We start from the raw sequence: 17,173 nt of genomic DNA, 5'->3' as shown, positions 1-17,173 counted from the left end.
GACGCGCCGTGTCTCAGGGACGCGCGGCCGTGGGACGACGAGACGCCGGGGGGCCAGGGCTGCGAGAGCCTGGCTCCCCGGCGGGGATCACGTCAGACGCGGCGGCGCTTGGGCGGGCGGCAGCCGTTGTGCGCCTGAGGCGTCACGTCCTGGATCGAACCGACCTCGAGGCCAGCGGCCTGCAGCGAGCGGATCGCGGTCTCGCGGCCCGAGCCCGGGCCCTTCACGAAGACGTCGACCTTCTTGACGCCGTGCTCCTGGGCCTGGCGGGCGGCCGACTCGGCCGCCATGCCGGCCGCGTACGGCGTCGACTTGCGCGAGCCCTTGAAGCCCACGCCACCGGCCGAGGTCCAGCTGATGACGGCGCCGGACGGGTCCGTGATCGAGACGATCGTGTTGTTGAACGTCGACTTGATGTGGGCCTGGCCCACGGCGATGTTCTTCTTCTCCTTGCGGCGCGGCTTGCGCGCAGCGGTCTTGGGTGCAGCCATGTTGTTCTCCTAAACCGAACCGCGCTTAGCGGGCCTTCTTCTTGCCGGCGACGGTGCGCTTCGGACCCTTGCGCGTGCGCGCATTGGTCTTGGTGCGCTGACCGCGGACCGGGAGGCCGCGGCGGTGGCGGAGACCCTCGTACGAGCCGATCTCGACCTTGCGACGGATGTCGGCGGCGACCTCGCGGCGCAGATCACCCTCGACCTTGTAGTTGCCCTCGATGTAGTCACGGAGCGCGACGAGCTGGTCGTCGCTCAGGTCCTTGACGCGGATCTCGGGGCTGATGCCAGTGGCGGCGAGGATCTCGTTCGAGCGAGTGCGTCCAACGCCGTAGATGTACGTGAGGGCGATCACCACGCGCTTGTCGCGCGGGATGTCGACGCCGGCAAGACGTGCCATGCGACTTTCTCCTGAGTGTTGTTGGAGGTGTGGAGCAGGATCGGTGCCCGGGCCTCCGCCCCGAGGTGTCCCCCGCGTGACGCGGGTTCTGATCCTGCCGAGATTCAGATGTTGAGTTGTGTGCTGCGAGAGACGGGGCCCCGAGGGGCCCGCATCAGCCCTGGCGCTGCTTGTGGCGCGGGTTGCTCTTGCAGATGACCATGACGCGGCCGTGGCGACGGATCACCTTGCAGTGGTCGCAGATCGGCTTGACGCTGGGGTTGACCTTCATGATTCTTCTTTCGCTGTCTTCGTACCGCGCCCTCTCGGGCACGGCCGTTACTTCTCGACCGGCCTAGCGGTAGCGATAGACGATGCGGCCGCGCGTGAGGTCGTAGGGGCTGAGCTCCACGACCACGCGGTCCTCGGGGATGATCCGGATGTAGTTCTGCCGCATCTTCCCGGAGATCGTGGCGAGGACCTTGTGACCGTTGGTCAGCTCGACGCGGAACATCGCGTTGGGCAGAGCCTCGGTGATCACACCCTCGATCTCGATGACACCGTCTTTCTTCGCCATAGACTCGCTTTGCTTGTGCAGACCGGTCGGTCTGCGGTGGGTGGATTCGGTGCCGGAGATGCGGTCGCGGCGACACGCCGAAACAGGCGCAAGGCACCAAAGATCTATGTTAGGCGACGCCGGGCGTGTCGGCAACCTCGGCGTGTCGCGCGGTGGTAGGCCGCACCGCGCTCAGCGCACCCGGGAGGCGATGTCGGCCTCCGGGTCGCCCGTGAGGGCGACGAACTCGCCGTTCAGGAGCACGGTGGGCGTGCCGATCCCCTGCGCGCCCGGCTGCACCGGCGTCTCCTCCGTGATCTGCGTCACGTAGTCGCGGTACTCGCCCTCGGCGATGCACGACTCCGCATCGCCCGCTCCCGCATCGGCCGCGTAGCCGATGAGCTGCTCGTCCGTGAGACCGGTCGAGCCCTCGGCGGGCTGGTTCGCGTAGAGCGACTCGAAGAACGGGTACACGGCATCCGGGTTCGCGTCGGCGACGCAGTACGTCGCGGCCGCCGCGCGCGTGGAGTACTCGGTGCCCTGCGAATAGCGGTCGAGGATCGAGATCGGATGCAGGTTGAGCGTGAGCTCCCCCGCCGCGACGAGGTCGCGCACGGTCTCGCCGTAGATGTCGTTGAAGTCGCCGCAGATCGGGCACATGAAGTCGACGTATTCGTCCAGGACGTCGTCGCCCTCGCCGATGGCGATCGCGCCCGTCCGCGTGTCGACCACGGCGGAGCCAGGCGACTCGGCGCGGGCCGTCGCCTGGTTGTTCATCCAGACCGCGATGCCGCCGACGGCCACGAGCAGCACGACCACGGCCGCCGAGATCCAGATCGCGAGCCAGTTGGTCCGCTTCGTGTTCATCGGATCTCCTTCATGTCCTGGCGAGGCTGGGAGCGTTTCGACTCCGCTTCGCTCCGCTCAACGACCGATGGGAACCGGCACGACGCCGAACGGCGCGAGGCCGGCCGCACCGCCGTCGGGTGCCGTGAGCACCCAGATGCCTCCATCGTGCACGGCGACGCTGTGCTCCCAGTGGGAGCCGTCCGAGCCGTCGACCGTCGAGACGGTCCAGTCGTCGTCCTCCACGAACGTCTCGTCCGATCCGGAGGTCATCATCGGCTCGATGCACACCGCCAGCCCGGGCTTGATCTCGGCCCCCGGGTCCGACGTGCGGTAGTTGAAGATCGAGGGCGCCTCGTGCATCTTCCGGCCGATGCCGTGGCCGACGTACTCGCGCAGGATGCCCGCGGGCCGCCCCGAGTGCGACAGCGGGTTCGCCTCGATGTAGTCCTGGATCGCGGCGCCGACCTCGCCGAGGCGCTTCGCCGACGCGAGCGCGGCGATGCCGGCCCACATCGACCCCTCGGTCACGCGCGACAGCTCCTCGCGCCGCGCAACCACGTCGGGACGCTCGGGGTCCGGGATCACGACGGTGATCGCCGAGTCGCCGTTCCAGCCGTCCGAAGTCTCGGCCCCGCAGTCGATCGACACGATGTCACCCGGCTGCAGCGGCACATCCGTCGGGATGCCGTGCACGACGGCCTGGTTGACCGAGGCGCAGATCGTGTGCCGGTAGCCGCGCACCAGCTGGAAGTTGGAGCGCGCGCCGCGCTCGGTGATCACGCGGTACGCGACCGCGTCGAGCTCGAGCGTGGTCGCGCCGGGGCGGATCAGCGGGCGCACGGCCTCGAGCGCGGCGGCCGTGATGAGGCCGGGCTCGACCATCGCGCGCAGCTGCGCGGGGGTCTTGTAGATCGACTTGCGGAACACGTGCGGGAGGACGGCGCGGGTCAGACCGCGGCCGTGCGCACGAGGCCGCGCGCCTCGAGCGCCGCGAGGATCCGATCGGTGATCTCGTCGAGGCTGCCGACGCCGTCGATCGTCTCGACGATGCCGCGCTCGCCGTACACCGCGAGGAGCGGCGCGGTCTGGCGCTCGTAGATGTCGAGGCGGTGCGCGATGGCCTCCTCGGTGTCGTCCGAGCGGCCCTGCTCCGCGGCCCGCAGCGCGATCCGCTTGAGGCTCTCCTCGCGCGGGACCGCGAGCTCGATCACGGCGTCGAGCGACTCGCCCCGCTCGGCGAGGAACTCGTCGAGGTGGTGCAGCTGCGCGATGTTGCGGGGGTAGCCGTCGAGCAGGAAGCCGTCGGCCGCGTCGGGCTGCGACAGGCGGTCGCGCACGATCTCGCCGGTCAGCTCGTCCGACACGAGGTCGCCGGCGTCGGTGATCGCCTTGACCTTCAGGCCGAGCTCCGTGCCCTCCTTGATGTTGGCGCGGAAGATGTCGCCGGTCGAGATCTCGGGGATGCCGTACGCCTCGGCGATCCGCACGCCCTGCGTGCCCTTGCCCGAGCCCTGGGGGCCGACGATCAGGAGACGGGTGGAGGTCATCGGAGGAGCCCTTCGTAGTGGCGCTGCTGCAGCTGCGCGTCGATCTGCTTGACGGTCTCGAGGCCCACGCCGACGATGATCAGGATCGAGGCGCCGCCGAACGGGAAGTTCTGGTTGGCGCCCACGGTCGCGAGCGCGATCAGCGGGATCAGGGCGATGAGACCGAGGTAGATCGAGCCGGGCAGCGTGATGCGCGTGAGCACGTAGTCGAGGTACTCCGCGGTGGGACGTCCCGCGCGGATGCCGGGGATGAAGCCGCCGTACTTCTTCATGTTGTCGGCGACGTCGACCGGGTTGAACGTGATGGCCACGTAGAAGTACGTGAAGCCGATGATCATCAGGAAGTAGATGGCCATGTACAGCGGGTGGTCGCCCGTGGTCAGGTACGTGGAGATCCACGTCACCCACTCCGGGGGCAGGGTGCCGTCGGCCGGGGTGTTGAACTGCGCGATGAGCGCCGGGATGTACAGCAGCGACGAGGCGAAGATGACGGGCACGACGCCGGCCATGTTGACCTTGATCGGGATGTAGGTGTTGGTTCCGCCGTACGTGCGGCGGCCCACCATCCGCTTCGCGTACTGGACCGGGATGCGGCGCTGCGACTGCTCGACGAACACGACGAGCGCCACGACGAGCACGCCGACCGCCATCACGAGCAGGAAGATCTCGAAGCCGCGGGCCTGCCAGATGGCGCCCATGGCGGCCGGGAAGGTCGCGGCGATCGACGTGAAGATCAGTAGCGACATGCCGTTGCCGATGCCGCGCTCGGTGACGAGCTCGGCGAACCACATGATGAGGCCGGTGCCGGCGGTCATCGTGATGATCATGAGCAGCTGGGCCCACCACACGTCGTTGACGAGCAGCTGCGTGCACTCCGGGATGCCCGTCACGCCGAACAGCTGGCCGGTGCGGGCGACGGTCACGAGGGTGGTCGACTGCAGCAGCGCGAGCGCGATCGTGAGGTAGCGCGTGTACTGCGTCAGCTTCGCCTGGCCCGACTGGCCCTCCTTGTAGAGGGTCTCGAAGTGCGGGATCACGACGCGGAGCAGCTGCGTGATGATCGTTGCCGTGATGTACGGCATGACGCCGAGCGCGAAGATCGACAGCTGCAGCAGCGCGCCGCCGGAGAAGAGGTTGACGAGCGAGAGCAGTCCGTCGGTGCCCGACGTCTGGTCGATGCAGCTCTGGACGTTCGGGAAGTTCACGAACGGAGCCGGCACGTGCGCGCCGAAGCGGTAGATCGCGATGATCGCGAGGGTGAATCCGATCTTCCGCCGCAGATCCGGCGTGCGGAAGATCCGCGCGATGGCGCTGAACAAGGACGTGCCTCCCGGGGATGAGACGGGCCCGCGAGGGCGGGACCGGCCTCCAGGCTAACGCAAGGGGCCGGAAGCGATCGCTTCCGGCCCCTTGACGTGGGTTACTTGACGCTGCCGCCGGCCGCGACGATCTTCTGCTCAGCCGAGCCGGAGACCTTGTCGACGGTCACGTTCAGGGCCACGGCGATGTCGCCGCCACCGAGAACCTTGACCTTCTCGTTCTTGCGGACCGCGCCCTTGGCCACCAGGTCGGCGACGGTCACGTCGCCACCCTGCGGGTAGAGCTCCGCGAGCTTGTCCAGGTTCACGACCTGGTACTCGACGCGGAACGGGTTCTTGAACCCGCGCAGCTTCGGGGTGCGCATGTGCAGCGGCATCTGGCCACCCTCGAAGCCGGGGCGGACGCTGTAGCGCGCCTTGGTGCCCTTGGTGCCTCGACCGGCCGTCTTGCCCTTCGAGCCCTCACCGCGACCGACACGGGTCTTCGCGGTGTTGGCGCCCGGGACGGGACGGAGGTGGTGGACCTTCAGCACACCGGGGCGCTTGGCCTCGGCTGCGGTCTTCTTGTCGGCCTTGTCGGCCGTGGCCTTCTTCTCAGCCATCAGTCGATCTCCTCAACCTTGACGAGGTGGGCGACGGCCTTGACGTAACCGCGCGTCTGCGCGTCGTCGGGACGGACGACCGAGTCGCCGATCCGCTTGAGGCCGAGCGAACGCAGCGTGTCGCGCTGGTTCTGCTTCTCGCTCACCTTGGACTTGGTCTGCGTCACCTTCAGACGAGCAGCCATCAGACACCTGCCTTCGCAGCAGCGGCGGCCTCGGCCTCCGCACGGACGAGACGCGCAGGGGCGACCTGGTCGAACTCGAGGCCACGACGCGCGGCGACCGCACGGGGCTCCTCGAGCTGCTTCAGGGCCTCCACCGTCGCGTGCACGATGTTGATCGTGTTCGACGAGCCGAGCGACTTCGACAGCACGTCGTGGATGCCGGCGCACTCGAGCACGGCGCGGACGGGGCCACCGGCGATGACACCGGTACCCGCGGACGCCGGGCGGAGCATGACGACACCGGCCGCGGCCTCACCCTGCACGGGGTGCGGGATGGTGGCGCCGGCGCGGGGCACGCGGAAGAAGTTGCGCTTCGCGTCCTCGACGCCCTTCGAGATCGCCAGGGGCACCTCGCGGGCCTTGCCGTAGCCGACACCGACCACGCCGTTGCCGTCGCCGACGACCACGAGAGCGGTGAAGCTGAAGCGACGACCGCCCTTCACGACCTTCGACACGCGGTTGATCGTGACGACGCGCTCCAGGAACTGGCTGTCGGCGCCACGGTCGTTGCGGTCACGGCCGCCACGGCCCTGGCCGCGCTCACCGCGTCCGCCGCGGCGGTCGCCGCGCTCGGTGCGCTGCTCGGTCTGCGCCTGCTCGGCGCCGGCCTCGGGGGCCTCGGTGGTCACTTCGGTCTCCTTGTTGTCACTCACAGGTTCAGCCCCCCTTCGCGGGCGCCCTCGGCGATCGCGGCGACACGACCGGCGTAGCGGTTGCCACCACGGTCGAACACCACGTCGGTGAACCCGGCGGCCTTGGCGCGCTCAGCGAGCAGCTCGCCGACCTTGCGGGCCTTGGCGGTCTTGTCGCCCTCGAAGCCGCGCAGGTCGGTCTCGAGAGTCGAGGCGGAGGCCACGGTGTGGCCCTTGCTGTCGTCGACGAGCTGCACGAAGACGTGGCGCGCCGAACGGGTCACGACGAGACGAGGACGGGCCTCGGTGCCGACGACCTTCTTGCGGAGGCGAACGTGACGGCGCGTACGCGCGGCCGACTTCGACTTCACAGCCATGATTACTTACCAGCCTTTCCGGCCTTGCGACGCACGACCTCGCCGGCGTAGCGCACACCCTTGCCCTTGTACGGCTCGGGCTTGCGGATCTTGCGGATGTTGGCGGCGGTCTCACCGACGGCCTGCTTGTCGATGCCGCTCACCGTGAGCTTGTTGTTGCCCTCGACGGTGAACGTGATGCCGGCCGGCGGCTCGACGGTCACGGGGTGCGAGAAGCCCAGAGCGAACTCGACGGCCGAGCCCTTCTGCGCGACGCGGTAACCGGTGCCGACGACCTCGAGGCCCTTGGTGTAGCCCTGGGTCACGCCGATGATGTTGTTGTTGATCAGGGTGCGCGTGAGACCGTGCAGCGAGCGCGAGGCGCGCTCGTCGTCGGGGCGGGTGACGAGAACCTGGTTCTCCTCGACCTTGACCTCGATGGGCTTGGCCACGGTGAGCGCGAGCTCGCCCTTGGGGCCCTTCACGGCGACCTGCTGCCCGTCGACCGTCACGGTGACGCCGGCGGGGATGTCAATGGGAAGACGTCCGATACGCGACATGAGGGATCACCACACGTAGGCGAGAACTTCTCCGCCCACGCCCTTCTGCTCAGCCTGACGGTCGGTGAGAAGACCGGAGGAGGTGGACAGGATGGCGACGCCGAGTCCGCCGAGCACGCGGGGCAGCTCGGTCGACTTCGCGTACACGCGGAGGCCGGGCTTCGAGACGCGCTTGATGCCGGCGATCGACCGCTCGCGGTTCGGGCCGTACTTGAGGGTCATCGTGAGGGTCTTGCCGACGCGCGCGTCGGTCTCCTCCCACGCCGCGATGTAACCCTCCTGCTTGAGGATCTCCGCGATGTGCGTCTTCAGCTTGCTCGACGGCAGCGACACGGTGTCGTGGTGCGCCGAGTTCGCGTTGCGCAGACGGGTCAGCATGTCTGCGACCGGGTCTGTCATCGTCATATGACGTGTCCTTTGTTCATGAGGTTTCGGCTGCCGGTCCACGACAGACGACCTTCGATGATCGATCCGTATTCAGTTGTGCTTCGCGCGGCTCCGCCGCCGGCCGAGAAGATCCCGGCCGGCGGCGGAACACAAACGCTCGATCTTACCGCAGACCGACCTGAGAGATGTCTCAGGCCTGCTGGTCGTCGGCGCGGAACGGGAAGCCCAGGTGGCGCAGGAGCGCCCGGCCCTCGTCGTCCGACTTCGCGGTGGTGACCACCGTGATGTCGAAGCCGCGCACGCGGTCGATCTTGTCCTGGTCGATCTCGTGGAACACGGACTGCTCCTGGAGACCGAAGGTGTAGTTGCCGTTGCCGTCGAACTGCTTGCCCGACAGACCGCGGAAGTCGCGGATGCGGGGCAGGGCGAGCGAGATCAGGCGGTCCAGGAACTCCCAGGCGCGGTCGCCACGGAGCGTGACGTGGGCGCCGATGGGCTGGCCCTCGCGCAGCTTGAACTGCGCGATCGACTTCTTCGCCTTGGTGACGACGGGCTTCTGACCCGTGATCGCGGTGAGGTCGGCGACCGCACCCTCGATGACCTTGGAGTCGCGAGCTGCCTCGCCGACACCCGTGTTGACGACGACCTTGACCAGGCCAGGGATCTGCATGACGTTCTCGTAGCCGAACTCGTCCTGCAGCTTCTGGCGGATCTGGTCGCGGTAGACCTGCTTCAGGCGCGGCTGGATTTTGCCAGCCTGCGCGTCAATGGTGCTCACTGTCAGATGTCCTTACCCGACTTCTTCGCGTAGCGAACGCGAACAGTCTTCTTGACGCCGTCCTTGACCTGCTCCTCGACGCGGAAGCCGACGCGGGTCGGCTTCTTCGTCTCGGGGTCGACGAGCGCGACGTTGGAAATGTGGATGGGGGCCTCGTACGTCTCGATTCCACCGGTCTTCGTGCCGCGCTGCGTCTGGCCGATCCGGTTGTGCTTCGTGATGTAGTTGACGCCCTCGACGACGACGCGCTGGCCGCCGTCCACGACCTCGAGCACCTTGCCCTGCTTGCCGCGGTCGCCGCCGCGGTCCTGCTTGGCGCCGGTGATGACCTGGACGAGGTCGCCCTTCTTGATCTTCGCCATTGCTTACAGCACCTCCGGGGCGAGCGAGACGATCTTCATGAACTTGCGGTCACGAAGCTCGCGGCCGACCGGGCCGAAGATGCGGGTGCCGCGGGGCTCCCCGTCGTTCTTCAGGATCACGGCGGCGTTCTCGTCGAACTTGATGTACGAGCCGTCAGCGCGGCGCGTCTGCTTCACGGTGCGGACGACGACCGCCTTGACGACGTCGCCCTTCTTGACGTTGCCGCCGGGGATCGCGTCCTTGACCGTCGCGACGATGGTGTCGCCCACGCCGGCGTAACGGCGGTTCGAACCACCGAGGACGCGGATCGTGAGCAGCTCCTTCGCGCCGGTGTTGTCGGCGACCTTGAGGCGGGACTCGGTCTGAATCACTTGGCCTTCTCCAGAATCTCAACCAGGCGCCAGCGCTTGGTCGCGCTCAGCGGACGGGTCTCGTTGATGAGCACGAGGTCGCCGATGCCGGCGGTGTTCTGCTCGTCGTGCGCCTTGAGCTTCTTAGTGCGACGGATGACCTTGCCGTAGAGGGGGTGCTTAACGCGGTCCTCGACCTCGACGACGATCGTCTTGTCCATCTTGTCGCTCACGACGTAGCCGCGGACCGACTTGCGGTAGCCACGGGCGTCCGCGTCGCGGACGTCGTGCTCGGCGTGCTCGCCGACCTTCTTCTCGGTGGCCATCACTCAGCCTCTCCCTCGGCGACCGAAGTCTCGTCCGACTTCTTCGCCTTGTTCTTCTTGGCCTTCACCTCGGCCGGAGCGGGCGTGGCACGGATGCCGAGCTCGCGCTCACGGATGACGGTGTAGAGCCGCGCGATGTCGCGCTTGACGGCGCGGATGCGACCGTGGCTCTCGAGCTGGCCGGTGGCCGACTGGAAGCGCAGGTTGAACAGCTCCTCCTTGGCCTTGCGCAGCTCCTCGACGAGGCGCTGGTCCTCGAACGTGTCGAGCTCGCTCGTGGCGAGCTCCTTGGTGCCGATCGCCATTACGCGTCGCCCTCCTCGCGCTTGATGATGCGTGCCTTGAGAGGCAGCTTGTGAATGGCACGGGTCAGGGCCTCACGAGCGAGCTGCTCGTTGACGCCGGCGACCTCGAAGAGGACGCGACCCGGCTTGACGTTGGCGACCCACCACTCCGGCGAGCCCTTACCCGAACCCATGCGGGTCTCGGCGGGCTTCTTCGTAAGCGGACGGTCGGGGTAGATGTTGATCCACACCTTGCCGCCGCGCTTGATGTGACGCGTCATGGCGATACGAGCGGACTCGATCTGACGGTTCGTCACGTACGCGGGCGTGAGGGCCTGGATGCCGAACTCACCGAAGGAGACCTTGGTGCCACCCGTCGCCGCGCCATCCCGCTTGGGGTGGTGCTGCTTGCGGTACTTGACCTTGCGGGGGATGAGCATTACGCCGAAGCTCCTTCCGCGACCGGCGCCTGCGCGTCGTCACGACGCGGGCCACGGCGGCCGCCACGATCGCGGTCGCGGGCCGGCTTCATGTTGGCCTGCTCGCGCGCGAGTTCCTTGTTGGTGAGGTCGCCCTTGTAGATCCAGACCTTCACGCCGATGCGGCCGAAGGTGGTCTTGGCCTCGTAGAAGCCGTAGTCGATGTTCGCGCGCAGCGTGTGCAGCGGCACACGACCCTCGCGGTAGAACTCCGAACGGCTCATCTCCGCGCCGCCGAGGCGGCCCGAGACCTGGATCCGGACGCCCTTGGCGCCGGCGCGCTGGGCGCCCTGCAGGCCCTTGCGCATCGCGCGGCGGAAGGCCACGCGGGCGCTGAGCTGCTCGGCGACGCCCTGGGCGACGAGCTGAGCGTCGGCCTCGGGGTTCTTCACCTCGAGGATGTTCAGCTGGATCTGCTTGCCGGTGAGCTTCTCGAGCTCGCCGCGGATGCGCTCGGCCTCCGCGCCACGACGACCGATCACGATGCCCGGGCGGGCCGTGTGGATGTCGACGCGGACGCGGTCACGCGTGCGCTCGATCTCGATGCGGCTCACGCCGGCACGGTCGAGGTTCGTCTGCAGCAGCTTGCGGATCTTGATGTCCTCGGCCACGTAGTCGGCGTACCGCTGACCCGGCTTCGTCGAGTCCGAGAACCAGCGCGAGACGTGGTCCGTGGTGATGCCGAGGCGGAAGCCGTAGGGGCTGACTTTCTGTCCCATTACTTGCTCGCCTTCTTCTTGTCGGCGTCAGCGGTCTCCGCGACCGCCGGCGTCGAGAGCACGACCGTGATGTGGCTCGTGCGCTTCTTGATCTGGAACGCGCGGCCCTGGGCACGGGGCTGGAAACGCTTGAGCGTCGTGCCCTCGTCCACGTAGGCGTTCGCCACGAACAGGTCCTGCTCGTCCAGGTACTCGCCGTCCTTGTCGGCCTTGACCTGCGCGTTGGCCATGGCCGACGCGACGAGCTTATAGATCGGCTCGGAAGCCGCCTGCGGCGCGAACTTCAGGATCGCGAGCGCCTCCTGGGCCTGCTTGCCCTTGATGAGCGCGACGACACGACGAGCCTTCTGAGGGGTCACGCGGATGTGTCGCACGCGTGCGATGGACTCCACCATTTCTTCTCCTCTTGCGTCACCGCGGTCAGCGGCGACGGCCCTTCTTGTCGTCCTTCTCGTGGCCGCGGAAGGTGCGGGTGGGCGCGAACTCGCCCAGCTTGTGGCCGACAAGCGTCTCGGTGACGAACACCGGGATGTGCTTGCGACCGTCGTGCACGGCGATCGTGTGGCCGAGCATGGCCGGGATGATCATCGAGCGACGCGACCAGGTCTTGATCACGTTCTTGGTGCCGGCTTCGTTCTGCGAGACCACCTTGCGCAGCAGGTGCTCGTCGACGAAGGGGCCCTTCTTCAGACTGCGGGGCATCTTCTTTACTCCTACTTGCGCTTCTTGCCGGCGTTACGGCGACGCACGATGAGCTTGTCGCTTTCCTTGTTGGCGTGACGGGTGCGGCCCTCAGGCTGACCCCACGGGGTGACCGGGTGACGGCCACCGGAGGTCTTGCCCTCACCACCACCGTGCGGGTGGTCGACCGGGTTCATGGCGACACCGCGGACGGTCGGGCGGACGCCCTTCCAGCGCTTGCGGCCGGCCTTGCCCCAGTTGATGTTCGACTGCTCGGCGTTGCCGACCTCGCCGATCGTGGCGCGGCAGCGGGCGTCGACGTTGCGGACCTCGCCCGACGGCAGACGGAGCTGCGCGTAGGGGCCGTCCTTGGCGACGAGACGCACCGCGGCACCGGCCGAACGCGCCATCTTCGCGCCGCCACCGGGGCGCAGCTCGATGGCGTGCACGACGGTACCGGTCGGGATGTTGCGCAGCGGCAGGTTGTTGCCGGGCTTGATGTCCGCGTTCGGACCCGACTCGACGACGTCGCCCTGCTGCAGCTTGTTCGGCGCGAGGATGTAGCGCTTCGTGCCGTCCACGTAGTGCAGGAGCGCGATGCGCGCCGTGCGGTTGGGGTCGTACTCGATGTGCGCGACCTTCGCGTCGATGCCGTCCTTGTCGTTGCGACGGAAGTCGATCACGCGGTACTGGCGCTTGTGGCCACCACCGATGTGGCGCGTCGTGATGCGGCCCTGGTTGTTGCGGCCACCCGTCTTGGCGAGCGGGCGGAGCAGCGACTTCTCAGGCGTCGACCGGGTGATCTCGGCGAAGTCTGCCACCGACGAGCCGCGGCGACCGGGGGTCGTGGGCTTGTAGTTGCGAATAGCCATGTTCTCTCTTCCTCCCCGACCGTCAGCCGACTGCCGTGAAGATGTCGATGGTGCCCGACTTGAGCGTGACGATGGCGCGCTTGGTGTCCTTGCGCTTGCCGATGCCGAAGCGGGTGCGGCGGGCCTTGCCGACGCGGTTGATCGTGTTGACCGAAGCCACCTTGACGCCGAAGATCTTCTCGATCGCGAGCTTGATCTCGGTCTTGTTCGAGCGGGGGTCCACGATGAACGTGTACTTGCCCTCGTCGATGAGACCGTAGCTCTTCTCCGAGACGACCGGCTTCAGGATGACGTCGCGCGGGTCCTTCTGGACGGCGGTCATGCCGAGACCTCCTCAGTGGCGCCGGCCTTCTGCGCGATGAACGCGTCGATGGCGGCCTTGGTGAAGACGATGTCGTCCGAGACGAGCACGTCGTAGGCGTTCAGCTGGTCGGCCATCAGCACGTGCACGTAACCGAGGTTGCGCACGCTCAGGTAGCCGAAGTCGTCCTCGCGGTCGAGCACGACGAGCACGTTCTTGGCAGGCGACACCTTCGCGAGGAAGGAGGCGGCGGCCTTGGTCGAAGGCTCGGTCACACCGAACGACTCGACGACGTGGATGCGCTCGCCCCGCAGACGGTCGCTGAGCGCGCCCGCGAGGGCGGCGGCGATCATCTTCTTGGGGGTGCGCTGCGAGTAGTCGCGCGGCTTCGGGCCGTGGACGATGCCACCGCCGGTCATGTGCGGCGCGCGGATCGAGCCCTGACGGGCGTTACCCGTGCCCTTCTGCTTGAAGGGCTTGCGGCCGGCGCCCGAGACCTCACCGCGACGCTTGGTCGAGTGGGTGCCCTGGCGAGCCGCGGCGAGCTGCGCGACGACGACCTGGTGGATCAGCGGGATGTTCGTCTTGACGTCGAACACCGAGGCGGGCAGCTCGACCGAGCCGGCCTTCTTGCCGTCGATGCCCAGAACGTCGAGAGCGAGAGTCGAGTCAGCCATCTAACTCAGGCCCCCTTCACAGCGTTGCGGACGTACACGGTGCGGCCGCGCGCGCCGGGGACGGCGCCCTTGACGAGCAGCAGACCCTTCTCGGCGTCGACGGCGTGAACCGTGAGGTTGAGGACGGTCACGCGCTCGGCGCCCATACGGCCGGCCATGCGCATGCCCTTGAAGACGCGGCTCGGGGTCGACGAGGCGCCGATCGAACCGGGCTTGCGGTGGTTGCGGTGCGCACCGTGCGAAGCCGAGACGCCCTTGAAGTTGTGGCGCTTCATGACACCCGCGGTGCCCTTGCCCTTGCTCGTGCCGACGACGTCGACGAGCTGGCCGGCCTCGAAGGTGCCGTCGACCGTGAGCTCCTGGCCCAGCGAGTACTCGGCGGCGTCGGCCGTGCGGATCTCCGCGAGGTGACGGCGGGGCGTGACGCCCGCGGCCTCGAAGTGGCCCGAGAGCGGCTTGTTGACCTTGCGCGGGTCGATCGCGCCGGCGGCGATCTGGATGGCCGAGTAGCCATCCTTCTCCGCCGTGCGGATCTGCGTGACCACGTTCGGCGCGAGCTCGATCACCGTGACGGGGATGAGCTTGCCGTTCTCGTTCCACACCTGGGTCATGCCGAGCTTGGTGCCCAGCAGGCCCTTCGAAATCTTGTTGTTGATGTCAGCCATGTCGATCCCCAGCCTCAGAGCTTGATCTCGATGTTGACGTCGGCCGGAAGGTCGAGACGCATGAGCGAGTCGACGGCCTTCGGCGTCGGGTCCACGATGTCGATGAGGCGCTTGTGGGTGCGCATCTCGAAGTGCTCGCGGCTGTCCTTGTACTTGTGGGGCGAACGGATCACGACGACCACGTTCTTCTCGGTCGGAAGGGGCACCGGGCCCACGACCTGAGCACCCGCACGGGTGACCGTGTCGACGATCTTGCGCGCCGACGTGTCGATGACCTCGTGGTCATACGACTTCAGGCGAATGCGGATCTTCTGTCCCGCCATTTGTCTGCTCACTCTCTTTACGCGTCGTACCTCACGGGCATTGGACGCACGTACCCTCCGGATACCCTTCGGGCTGACCCCTGTGGGTCGTGTTCACATGTCAGTCCACGCGCGCAGAGCAGCCTCTGCGAGGTGGGTGTGTGATTTCGTTCTCCTGCCCGCGGCCCAGACCTTCAGGTCTGTGCACTGCCCTGGCAGTGATCCCGCGCAGTCCTCCCGAGGGAGCGCACGCAGGAATGTGGAACTTGTCTATTCTGCCACCCCGGGCGGCACGAGAGCAACCCGGGCGTGTCGCGCGAGATCCCGCGGAATCACGCGGGTCTCGGGAGGGCGTTCGGCACCCTCCCAGCCTCGCCCACCGGAAGCATCGGCGACTCTCGTCCACAGCGATCATCCGCGGCTCACCTGTTCCGCCGCAGCGGATGGCCGCCTCAAGCGAGCCTGGCGACTGCCACGGTGGCCTCATGGATCTCCTCGCACACCTCGCCGCGCAGGGCGGGATCGCCCGCACACGTGCGCTCCGCGACGCCGGCTTCTCTCGGCACGAAATCGACGGAGCAGTCGCACGCGGCGCGCTCAGGCGTCCGCGCCGGGGATGGGTCTACATTCCCGGCTGCGCGGATCAGATGCTCGTCCGGGCAGCCGTCTCGGGAGTGGTGCTTACATGCGTGACCCAGGCTGAACGGCTGGGGCTGTGGACGAGGGCGGCCGATGACCTGGTGCACGTCGGCGCTCTCGCGCCGGCGTCCGTCGTGGTGAAGAAGGCGCACGTCCACTGGGCCCAGCCACTGATACCGCGTCATCCCGGGCAACTCGAGGACCCGATCGAGAACGTCCTCGCGCTCATCGCCGACTGCCAGCCGCACGAGGAGTCGCTCGCCGCGTGGGACTCGGCGTTCCAGCAGGGCCTCGTCGATCGCGACTCGTTCGGGCGCTACCGGCTCTCTCCGGCCGCGCGTCGGCTGCTGGCGGAGGTGTCGCCGTTCCGGGATTCGGGCCTCGAGACGTTCGTGTTCACCCGGCTCCGCTGGCTGCGGATGCTCATCCGATCGCAGATTCTGGCTCTACGGGCACCGCGTGGACTTCCTGATCGGCGAGCGCCTGGTGGTGCAGGTCGACGGCGCGCACCACGTCGGCGCGCAGCGGTCGTCCGACAACGCGCACGACGCGATCCTGCGACTGCACGGCTACCACGTGATCCGCGTGACGTCGCAGCAGATCTACGAGCACTGGGAGGAGGTGCAGGACCTCATCCTGCGCGCGATCGCGCAGGGCCTGCACAAGGCGGCGTGACGACGGCGCACGCCGCCCGCACAGCCGAAGGGATCCGCCATCCCGAAGCGCGGATCGGACGAAACGGGCTTCGGATGTGCGGATCCCTTCGGATCTGCCGGGTGCGTCAGTACCAGTTGACGGCCTGCGAGTGGCCCCACGCCGCGCAGGGGCTGCCGTAGGCGCGCGAGATGTAGTCGAGGCCCCAGGTGATCTGGGTCGTGGCGTTGGTCGCCCAGTCCGAGGCGACCGTGGCCATCTTGTCGCCGGGCAGCGACTGCGGGATGCCGTAGGCGCCGCTCGAGGGGTTCATGGCCTGGTAGTTCCAGCCCGACTCCTTGTTCCACAGCGACACCAGGCAGCTGAACTCGCCGGCGCCCCAGCCGTACACCTCGGCCGCCATGCGCTGGGCCGTCGCCTGCGCGCCCGCGGGGGTGTTCGCGGCGGCGAGGGCCTCGGCCGCCTGGCGCTCCTCCTCGGCCTTGCGCGCGGCCTCCTCCTCGGCCTTGCGAGCGGCCTCCTCGGCGGCGCGGCGGGCCTCCTCCTCGTCCTCGCGCACGAGGGCGGCCGTCTGGGCCACGAGGTCCTGCGTGGCGTGCTCGGTCTCGACGACCTCGCCGCTGATCACGACGGCCGGCAGCTTCTCGTAGTCGCTGAGCTCGTCGAGCTTCGCGCGGAGCTTGCTGGTGTCAGCCTCGGCGTGCGCCTGGGACAGCGCCTTCTCGGCCCGGTCGAGCGCGGCCTCGGCGACGGCGGCCGCCGTGGCGTCGTCGGCGCCCCGGGTCGGCTCGGCGACGGTGCGCGCCCCCGGAGGCGGCGCGGTCGCCGCGACGGCCGCGGTGCCCGACAGCATCAGGCCGGCGGCCACCGCGACGCCGAGCAGGCGGCGCCGCTGGCGGGCTCGGCGCTCACGGCGCAGCAGCGAGAGGTGGTTCGGGCGCGGGAACGGGGTGAGCAGGGGTGTTTCGGGTGTGTTGTGCGACATACCTTGCGTTTCTCATCGGGTACGTCCGCACTCGCCATCGCGCGCAGCGGCGCATCACGCGGCAGGGCCTTCGGGTGGCGGCCGCGGCGAATGGGGACCCCCTACCGTTACCGACTGGTCTGGACGACCCGTGGGCGTTACCTGTTCGTTACCTGGATCCGCCCGAGCCCCGCGAACGCGACGACGCCCCCGCCCG

The 17,173-nt window shown here is 68.2% G+C and carries 30 protein-coding genes; 1 reads left to right on the top strand and 29 read right to left on the bottom strand.

What is annotated here, in order from left to right:
* Window positions 1-92: 92 nt before the first annotated feature.
* The 28 genes from rpsK to rpsJ all read right to left on the bottom strand — a co-directional run bounded on the left by rpsK (window position 93) and on the right by rpsJ (window position 14,720).
* A complete protein-coding gene (gene rpsK / locus ASD19_RS10345) occupies window positions 93-491 on the bottom strand; it encodes a 30S ribosomal protein S11 (RefSeq protein ID WP_055992206.1) in 399 nt (132 codons plus the stop codon).
* A 25-nt stretch (window positions 492-516) separates the two neighbouring features.
* Window positions 517-891 (bottom strand): 30S ribosomal protein S13, encoded by a 375-nt coding sequence (gene rpsM, locus ASD19_RS10340; RefSeq protein WP_055992202.1) that lies wholly within the window; start codon window positions 889-891, stop codon window positions 517-519.
* A gap of 154 nt (window positions 892-1,045) precedes the next feature.
* Complete coding sequence (gene rpmJ / locus ASD19_RS10335) at window positions 1,046-1,162, bottom strand: 50S ribosomal protein L36 (RefSeq protein ID WP_005050492.1); 117 nt, start codon at window positions 1,160-1,162, stop codon at window positions 1,046-1,048.
* A 63-nt stretch (window positions 1,163-1,225) separates the two neighbouring features.
* Window positions 1,226-1,447, bottom strand: a complete 222-nt coding sequence (gene infA, locus ASD19_RS10330) for a translation initiation factor IF-1 (RefSeq protein WP_055992200.1) — start codon at window positions 1,445-1,447, stop codon at window positions 1,226-1,228.
* Between the two features lie 171 nt (window positions 1,448-1,618).
* A complete protein-coding gene (locus ASD19_RS10325; protein WP_055992197.1) occupies window positions 1,619-2,293 on the bottom strand; it encodes a DsbA family protein in 675 nt (224 codons plus the stop codon).
* Window positions 2,294-2,350: 57 nt separating this feature from the next.
* A complete protein-coding gene (gene map, locus ASD19_RS10320) occupies window positions 2,351-3,202 on the bottom strand; it encodes a type I methionyl aminopeptidase (protein ID WP_082543141.1) in 852 nt (283 codons plus the stop codon).
* Between the two features lie 20 nt (window positions 3,203-3,222).
* Entirely contained in the window at window positions 3,223-3,822 is a 600-nt protein-coding gene (locus tag ASD19_RS10315) for an adenylate kinase (protein WP_055992194.1), read from the bottom strand.
* Window positions 3,819-5,141, bottom strand: coding sequence for a preprotein translocase subunit SecY (gene secY, locus ASD19_RS10310; protein ID WP_055992191.1), 1,323 nt, complete (start codon window positions 5,139-5,141; stop codon window positions 3,819-3,821). The genes ASD19_RS10315 and secY overlap by 4 nt, the downstream gene beginning before the upstream one ends.
* 101 nt (window positions 5,142-5,242) lie before the next feature.
* Window positions 5,243-5,743: a 50S ribosomal protein L15 gene (gene rplO, locus ASD19_RS10305; protein ID WP_082543140.1), complete on the bottom strand. Its 501-nt coding sequence runs from the start codon at window positions 5,741-5,743 to the stop codon at window positions 5,243-5,245.
* Window positions 5,743-5,928, bottom strand: a complete 186-nt coding sequence (gene rpmD, locus ASD19_RS10300) for a 50S ribosomal protein L30 (RefSeq protein ID WP_055992188.1) — start codon at window positions 5,926-5,928, stop codon at window positions 5,743-5,745. Before rpmD ends, rplO begins: the two co-directional genes overlap by 1 nt.
* Entirely contained in the window at window positions 5,928-6,620 is a 693-nt protein-coding gene (rpsE, locus tag ASD19_RS10295) for a 30S ribosomal protein S5 (RefSeq protein ID WP_134745969.1), read from the bottom strand. The genes rpmD and rpsE overlap by 1 nt, the downstream gene beginning before the upstream one ends.
* On the bottom strand, window positions 6,617-6,976 hold the full coding sequence (gene rplR / locus ASD19_RS10290; protein WP_055992182.1) for a 50S ribosomal protein L18: 360 nt from the start codon (window positions 6,974-6,976) through the stop codon (window positions 6,617-6,619). Before rplR ends, rpsE begins: the two co-directional genes overlap by 4 nt.
* Window positions 6,977-6,978: 2 nt before the next feature.
* On the bottom strand, window positions 6,979-7,515 hold the full coding sequence (rplF, locus tag ASD19_RS10285; RefSeq protein WP_055992180.1) for a 50S ribosomal protein L6: 537 nt from the start codon (window positions 7,513-7,515) through the stop codon (window positions 6,979-6,981).
* 6 nt (window positions 7,516-7,521) lie between these two features.
* On the bottom strand, window positions 7,522-7,920 hold the full coding sequence (gene rpsH / locus ASD19_RS10280; protein ID WP_055992177.1) for a 30S ribosomal protein S8: 399 nt from the start codon (window positions 7,918-7,920) through the stop codon (window positions 7,522-7,524).
* 172 nt (window positions 7,921-8,092) lie between these two features.
* Window positions 8,093-8,680 (bottom strand): 50S ribosomal protein L5, encoded by a 588-nt coding sequence (gene rplE, locus ASD19_RS10275; protein ID WP_082543139.1) that lies wholly within the window; start codon window positions 8,678-8,680, stop codon window positions 8,093-8,095.
* A gap of 2 nt (window positions 8,681-8,682) precedes the next feature.
* Window positions 8,683-9,042 (bottom strand): 50S ribosomal protein L24, encoded by a 360-nt coding sequence (gene rplX, locus ASD19_RS10270; protein ID WP_055992171.1) that lies wholly within the window; start codon window positions 9,040-9,042, stop codon window positions 8,683-8,685.
* A 3-nt stretch (window positions 9,043-9,045) separates the two neighbouring features.
* On the bottom strand, window positions 9,046-9,414 hold the full coding sequence (rplN, locus tag ASD19_RS10265) for a 50S ribosomal protein L14 (protein ID WP_055992168.1): 369 nt from the start codon (window positions 9,412-9,414) through the stop codon (window positions 9,046-9,048).
* On the bottom strand, window positions 9,411-9,719 hold the full coding sequence (rpsQ, locus tag ASD19_RS10260; RefSeq protein WP_055992166.1) for a 30S ribosomal protein S17: 309 nt from the start codon (window positions 9,717-9,719) through the stop codon (window positions 9,411-9,413). Before rpsQ ends, rplN begins: the two co-directional genes overlap by 4 nt.
* Complete coding sequence (gene rpmC, locus ASD19_RS10255; RefSeq protein WP_055992163.1) at window positions 9,719-10,024, bottom strand: 50S ribosomal protein L29; 306 nt, start codon at window positions 10,022-10,024, stop codon at window positions 9,719-9,721. The genes rpsQ and rpmC overlap by 1 nt, the downstream gene beginning before the upstream one ends.
* Window positions 10,024-10,443: a 50S ribosomal protein L16 gene (rplP, locus tag ASD19_RS10250; RefSeq protein ID WP_055992161.1), complete on the bottom strand. Its 420-nt coding sequence runs from the start codon at window positions 10,441-10,443 to the stop codon at window positions 10,024-10,026. The genes rpmC and rplP overlap by 1 nt, the downstream gene beginning before the upstream one ends.
* Window positions 10,443-11,201 carry a 30S ribosomal protein S3 gene (rpsC, locus tag ASD19_RS10245; RefSeq protein WP_055992158.1) on the bottom strand — a complete coding sequence of 253 codons (759 nt, stop codon included), beginning with the start codon at window positions 11,199-11,201 and terminating at the stop codon, window positions 10,443-10,445. Before rpsC ends, rplP begins: the two co-directional genes overlap by 1 nt.
* Window positions 11,201-11,596, bottom strand: a complete 396-nt coding sequence (gene rplV / locus ASD19_RS10240; protein ID WP_055992155.1) for a 50S ribosomal protein L22 — start codon at window positions 11,594-11,596, stop codon at window positions 11,201-11,203. The genes rpsC and rplV overlap by 1 nt, the downstream gene beginning before the upstream one ends.
* A gap of 25 nt (window positions 11,597-11,621) precedes the next feature.
* The gene (gene rpsS, locus ASD19_RS10235) at window positions 11,622-11,903 is read right to left on the bottom strand and encodes a 30S ribosomal protein S19 (protein ID WP_055992152.1); all 282 of its coding nucleotides are present in this window, start codon (window positions 11,901-11,903) and stop codon (window positions 11,622-11,624) included.
* 11 nt (window positions 11,904-11,914) lie between these two features.
* Entirely contained in the window at window positions 11,915-12,754 is an 840-nt protein-coding gene (gene rplB / locus ASD19_RS10230; protein ID WP_055992148.1) for a 50S ribosomal protein L2, read from the bottom strand.
* 22 nt (window positions 12,755-12,776) lie between these two features.
* On the bottom strand, window positions 12,777-13,076 hold the full coding sequence (gene rplW / locus ASD19_RS10225; protein ID WP_055992145.1) for a 50S ribosomal protein L23: 300 nt from the start codon (window positions 13,074-13,076) through the stop codon (window positions 12,777-12,779).
* A complete protein-coding gene (rplD, locus tag ASD19_RS10220; RefSeq protein WP_055992142.1) occupies window positions 13,073-13,732 on the bottom strand; it encodes a 50S ribosomal protein L4 in 660 nt (219 codons plus the stop codon). The genes rplW and rplD overlap by 4 nt, the downstream gene beginning before the upstream one ends.
* Before the next feature lie 5 nt (window positions 13,733-13,737).
* The gene (gene rplC / locus ASD19_RS10215; RefSeq protein WP_055992139.1) at window positions 13,738-14,397 is read right to left on the bottom strand and encodes a 50S ribosomal protein L3; all 660 of its coding nucleotides are present in this window, start codon (window positions 14,395-14,397) and stop codon (window positions 13,738-13,740) included.
* 14 nt (window positions 14,398-14,411) lie between these two features.
* The gene (gene rpsJ, locus ASD19_RS10210; protein WP_055992136.1) at window positions 14,412-14,720 is read right to left on the bottom strand and encodes a 30S ribosomal protein S10; all 309 of its coding nucleotides are present in this window, start codon (window positions 14,718-14,720) and stop codon (window positions 14,412-14,414) included.
* 1,077 nt (window positions 14,721-15,797) lie between these two features.
* Here rpsJ and ASD19_RS14845 point away from each other — a divergent pair.
* On the top strand, window positions 15,798-16,013 hold the full coding sequence (locus ASD19_RS14845; protein WP_235563026.1) for an endonuclease domain-containing protein: 216 nt from the start codon (window positions 15,798-15,800) through the stop codon (window positions 16,011-16,013).
* A 106-nt stretch (window positions 16,014-16,119) separates the two neighbouring features.
* On the opposite strand, the gene ASD19_RS10200 is transcribed toward ASD19_RS14845, so the two are convergent.
* Window positions 16,120-16,977, bottom strand: coding sequence for a hypothetical protein (locus ASD19_RS10200; RefSeq protein WP_055992133.1), 858 nt, complete (start codon window positions 16,975-16,977; stop codon window positions 16,120-16,122).
* Window positions 16,978-17,173: the final 196 nt, after the last annotated feature.

It is taken from the genome of Microbacterium sp. Root53, from assembly GCF_001426925.1.
Lineage (GTDB): Bacteria > Actinomycetota > Actinomycetes > Actinomycetales > Microbacteriaceae > Microbacterium.
The sequence above is the reverse complement of the archived record's forward strand: the minus strand, read 5'-3'. Positions and strand labels throughout refer to the sequence as shown.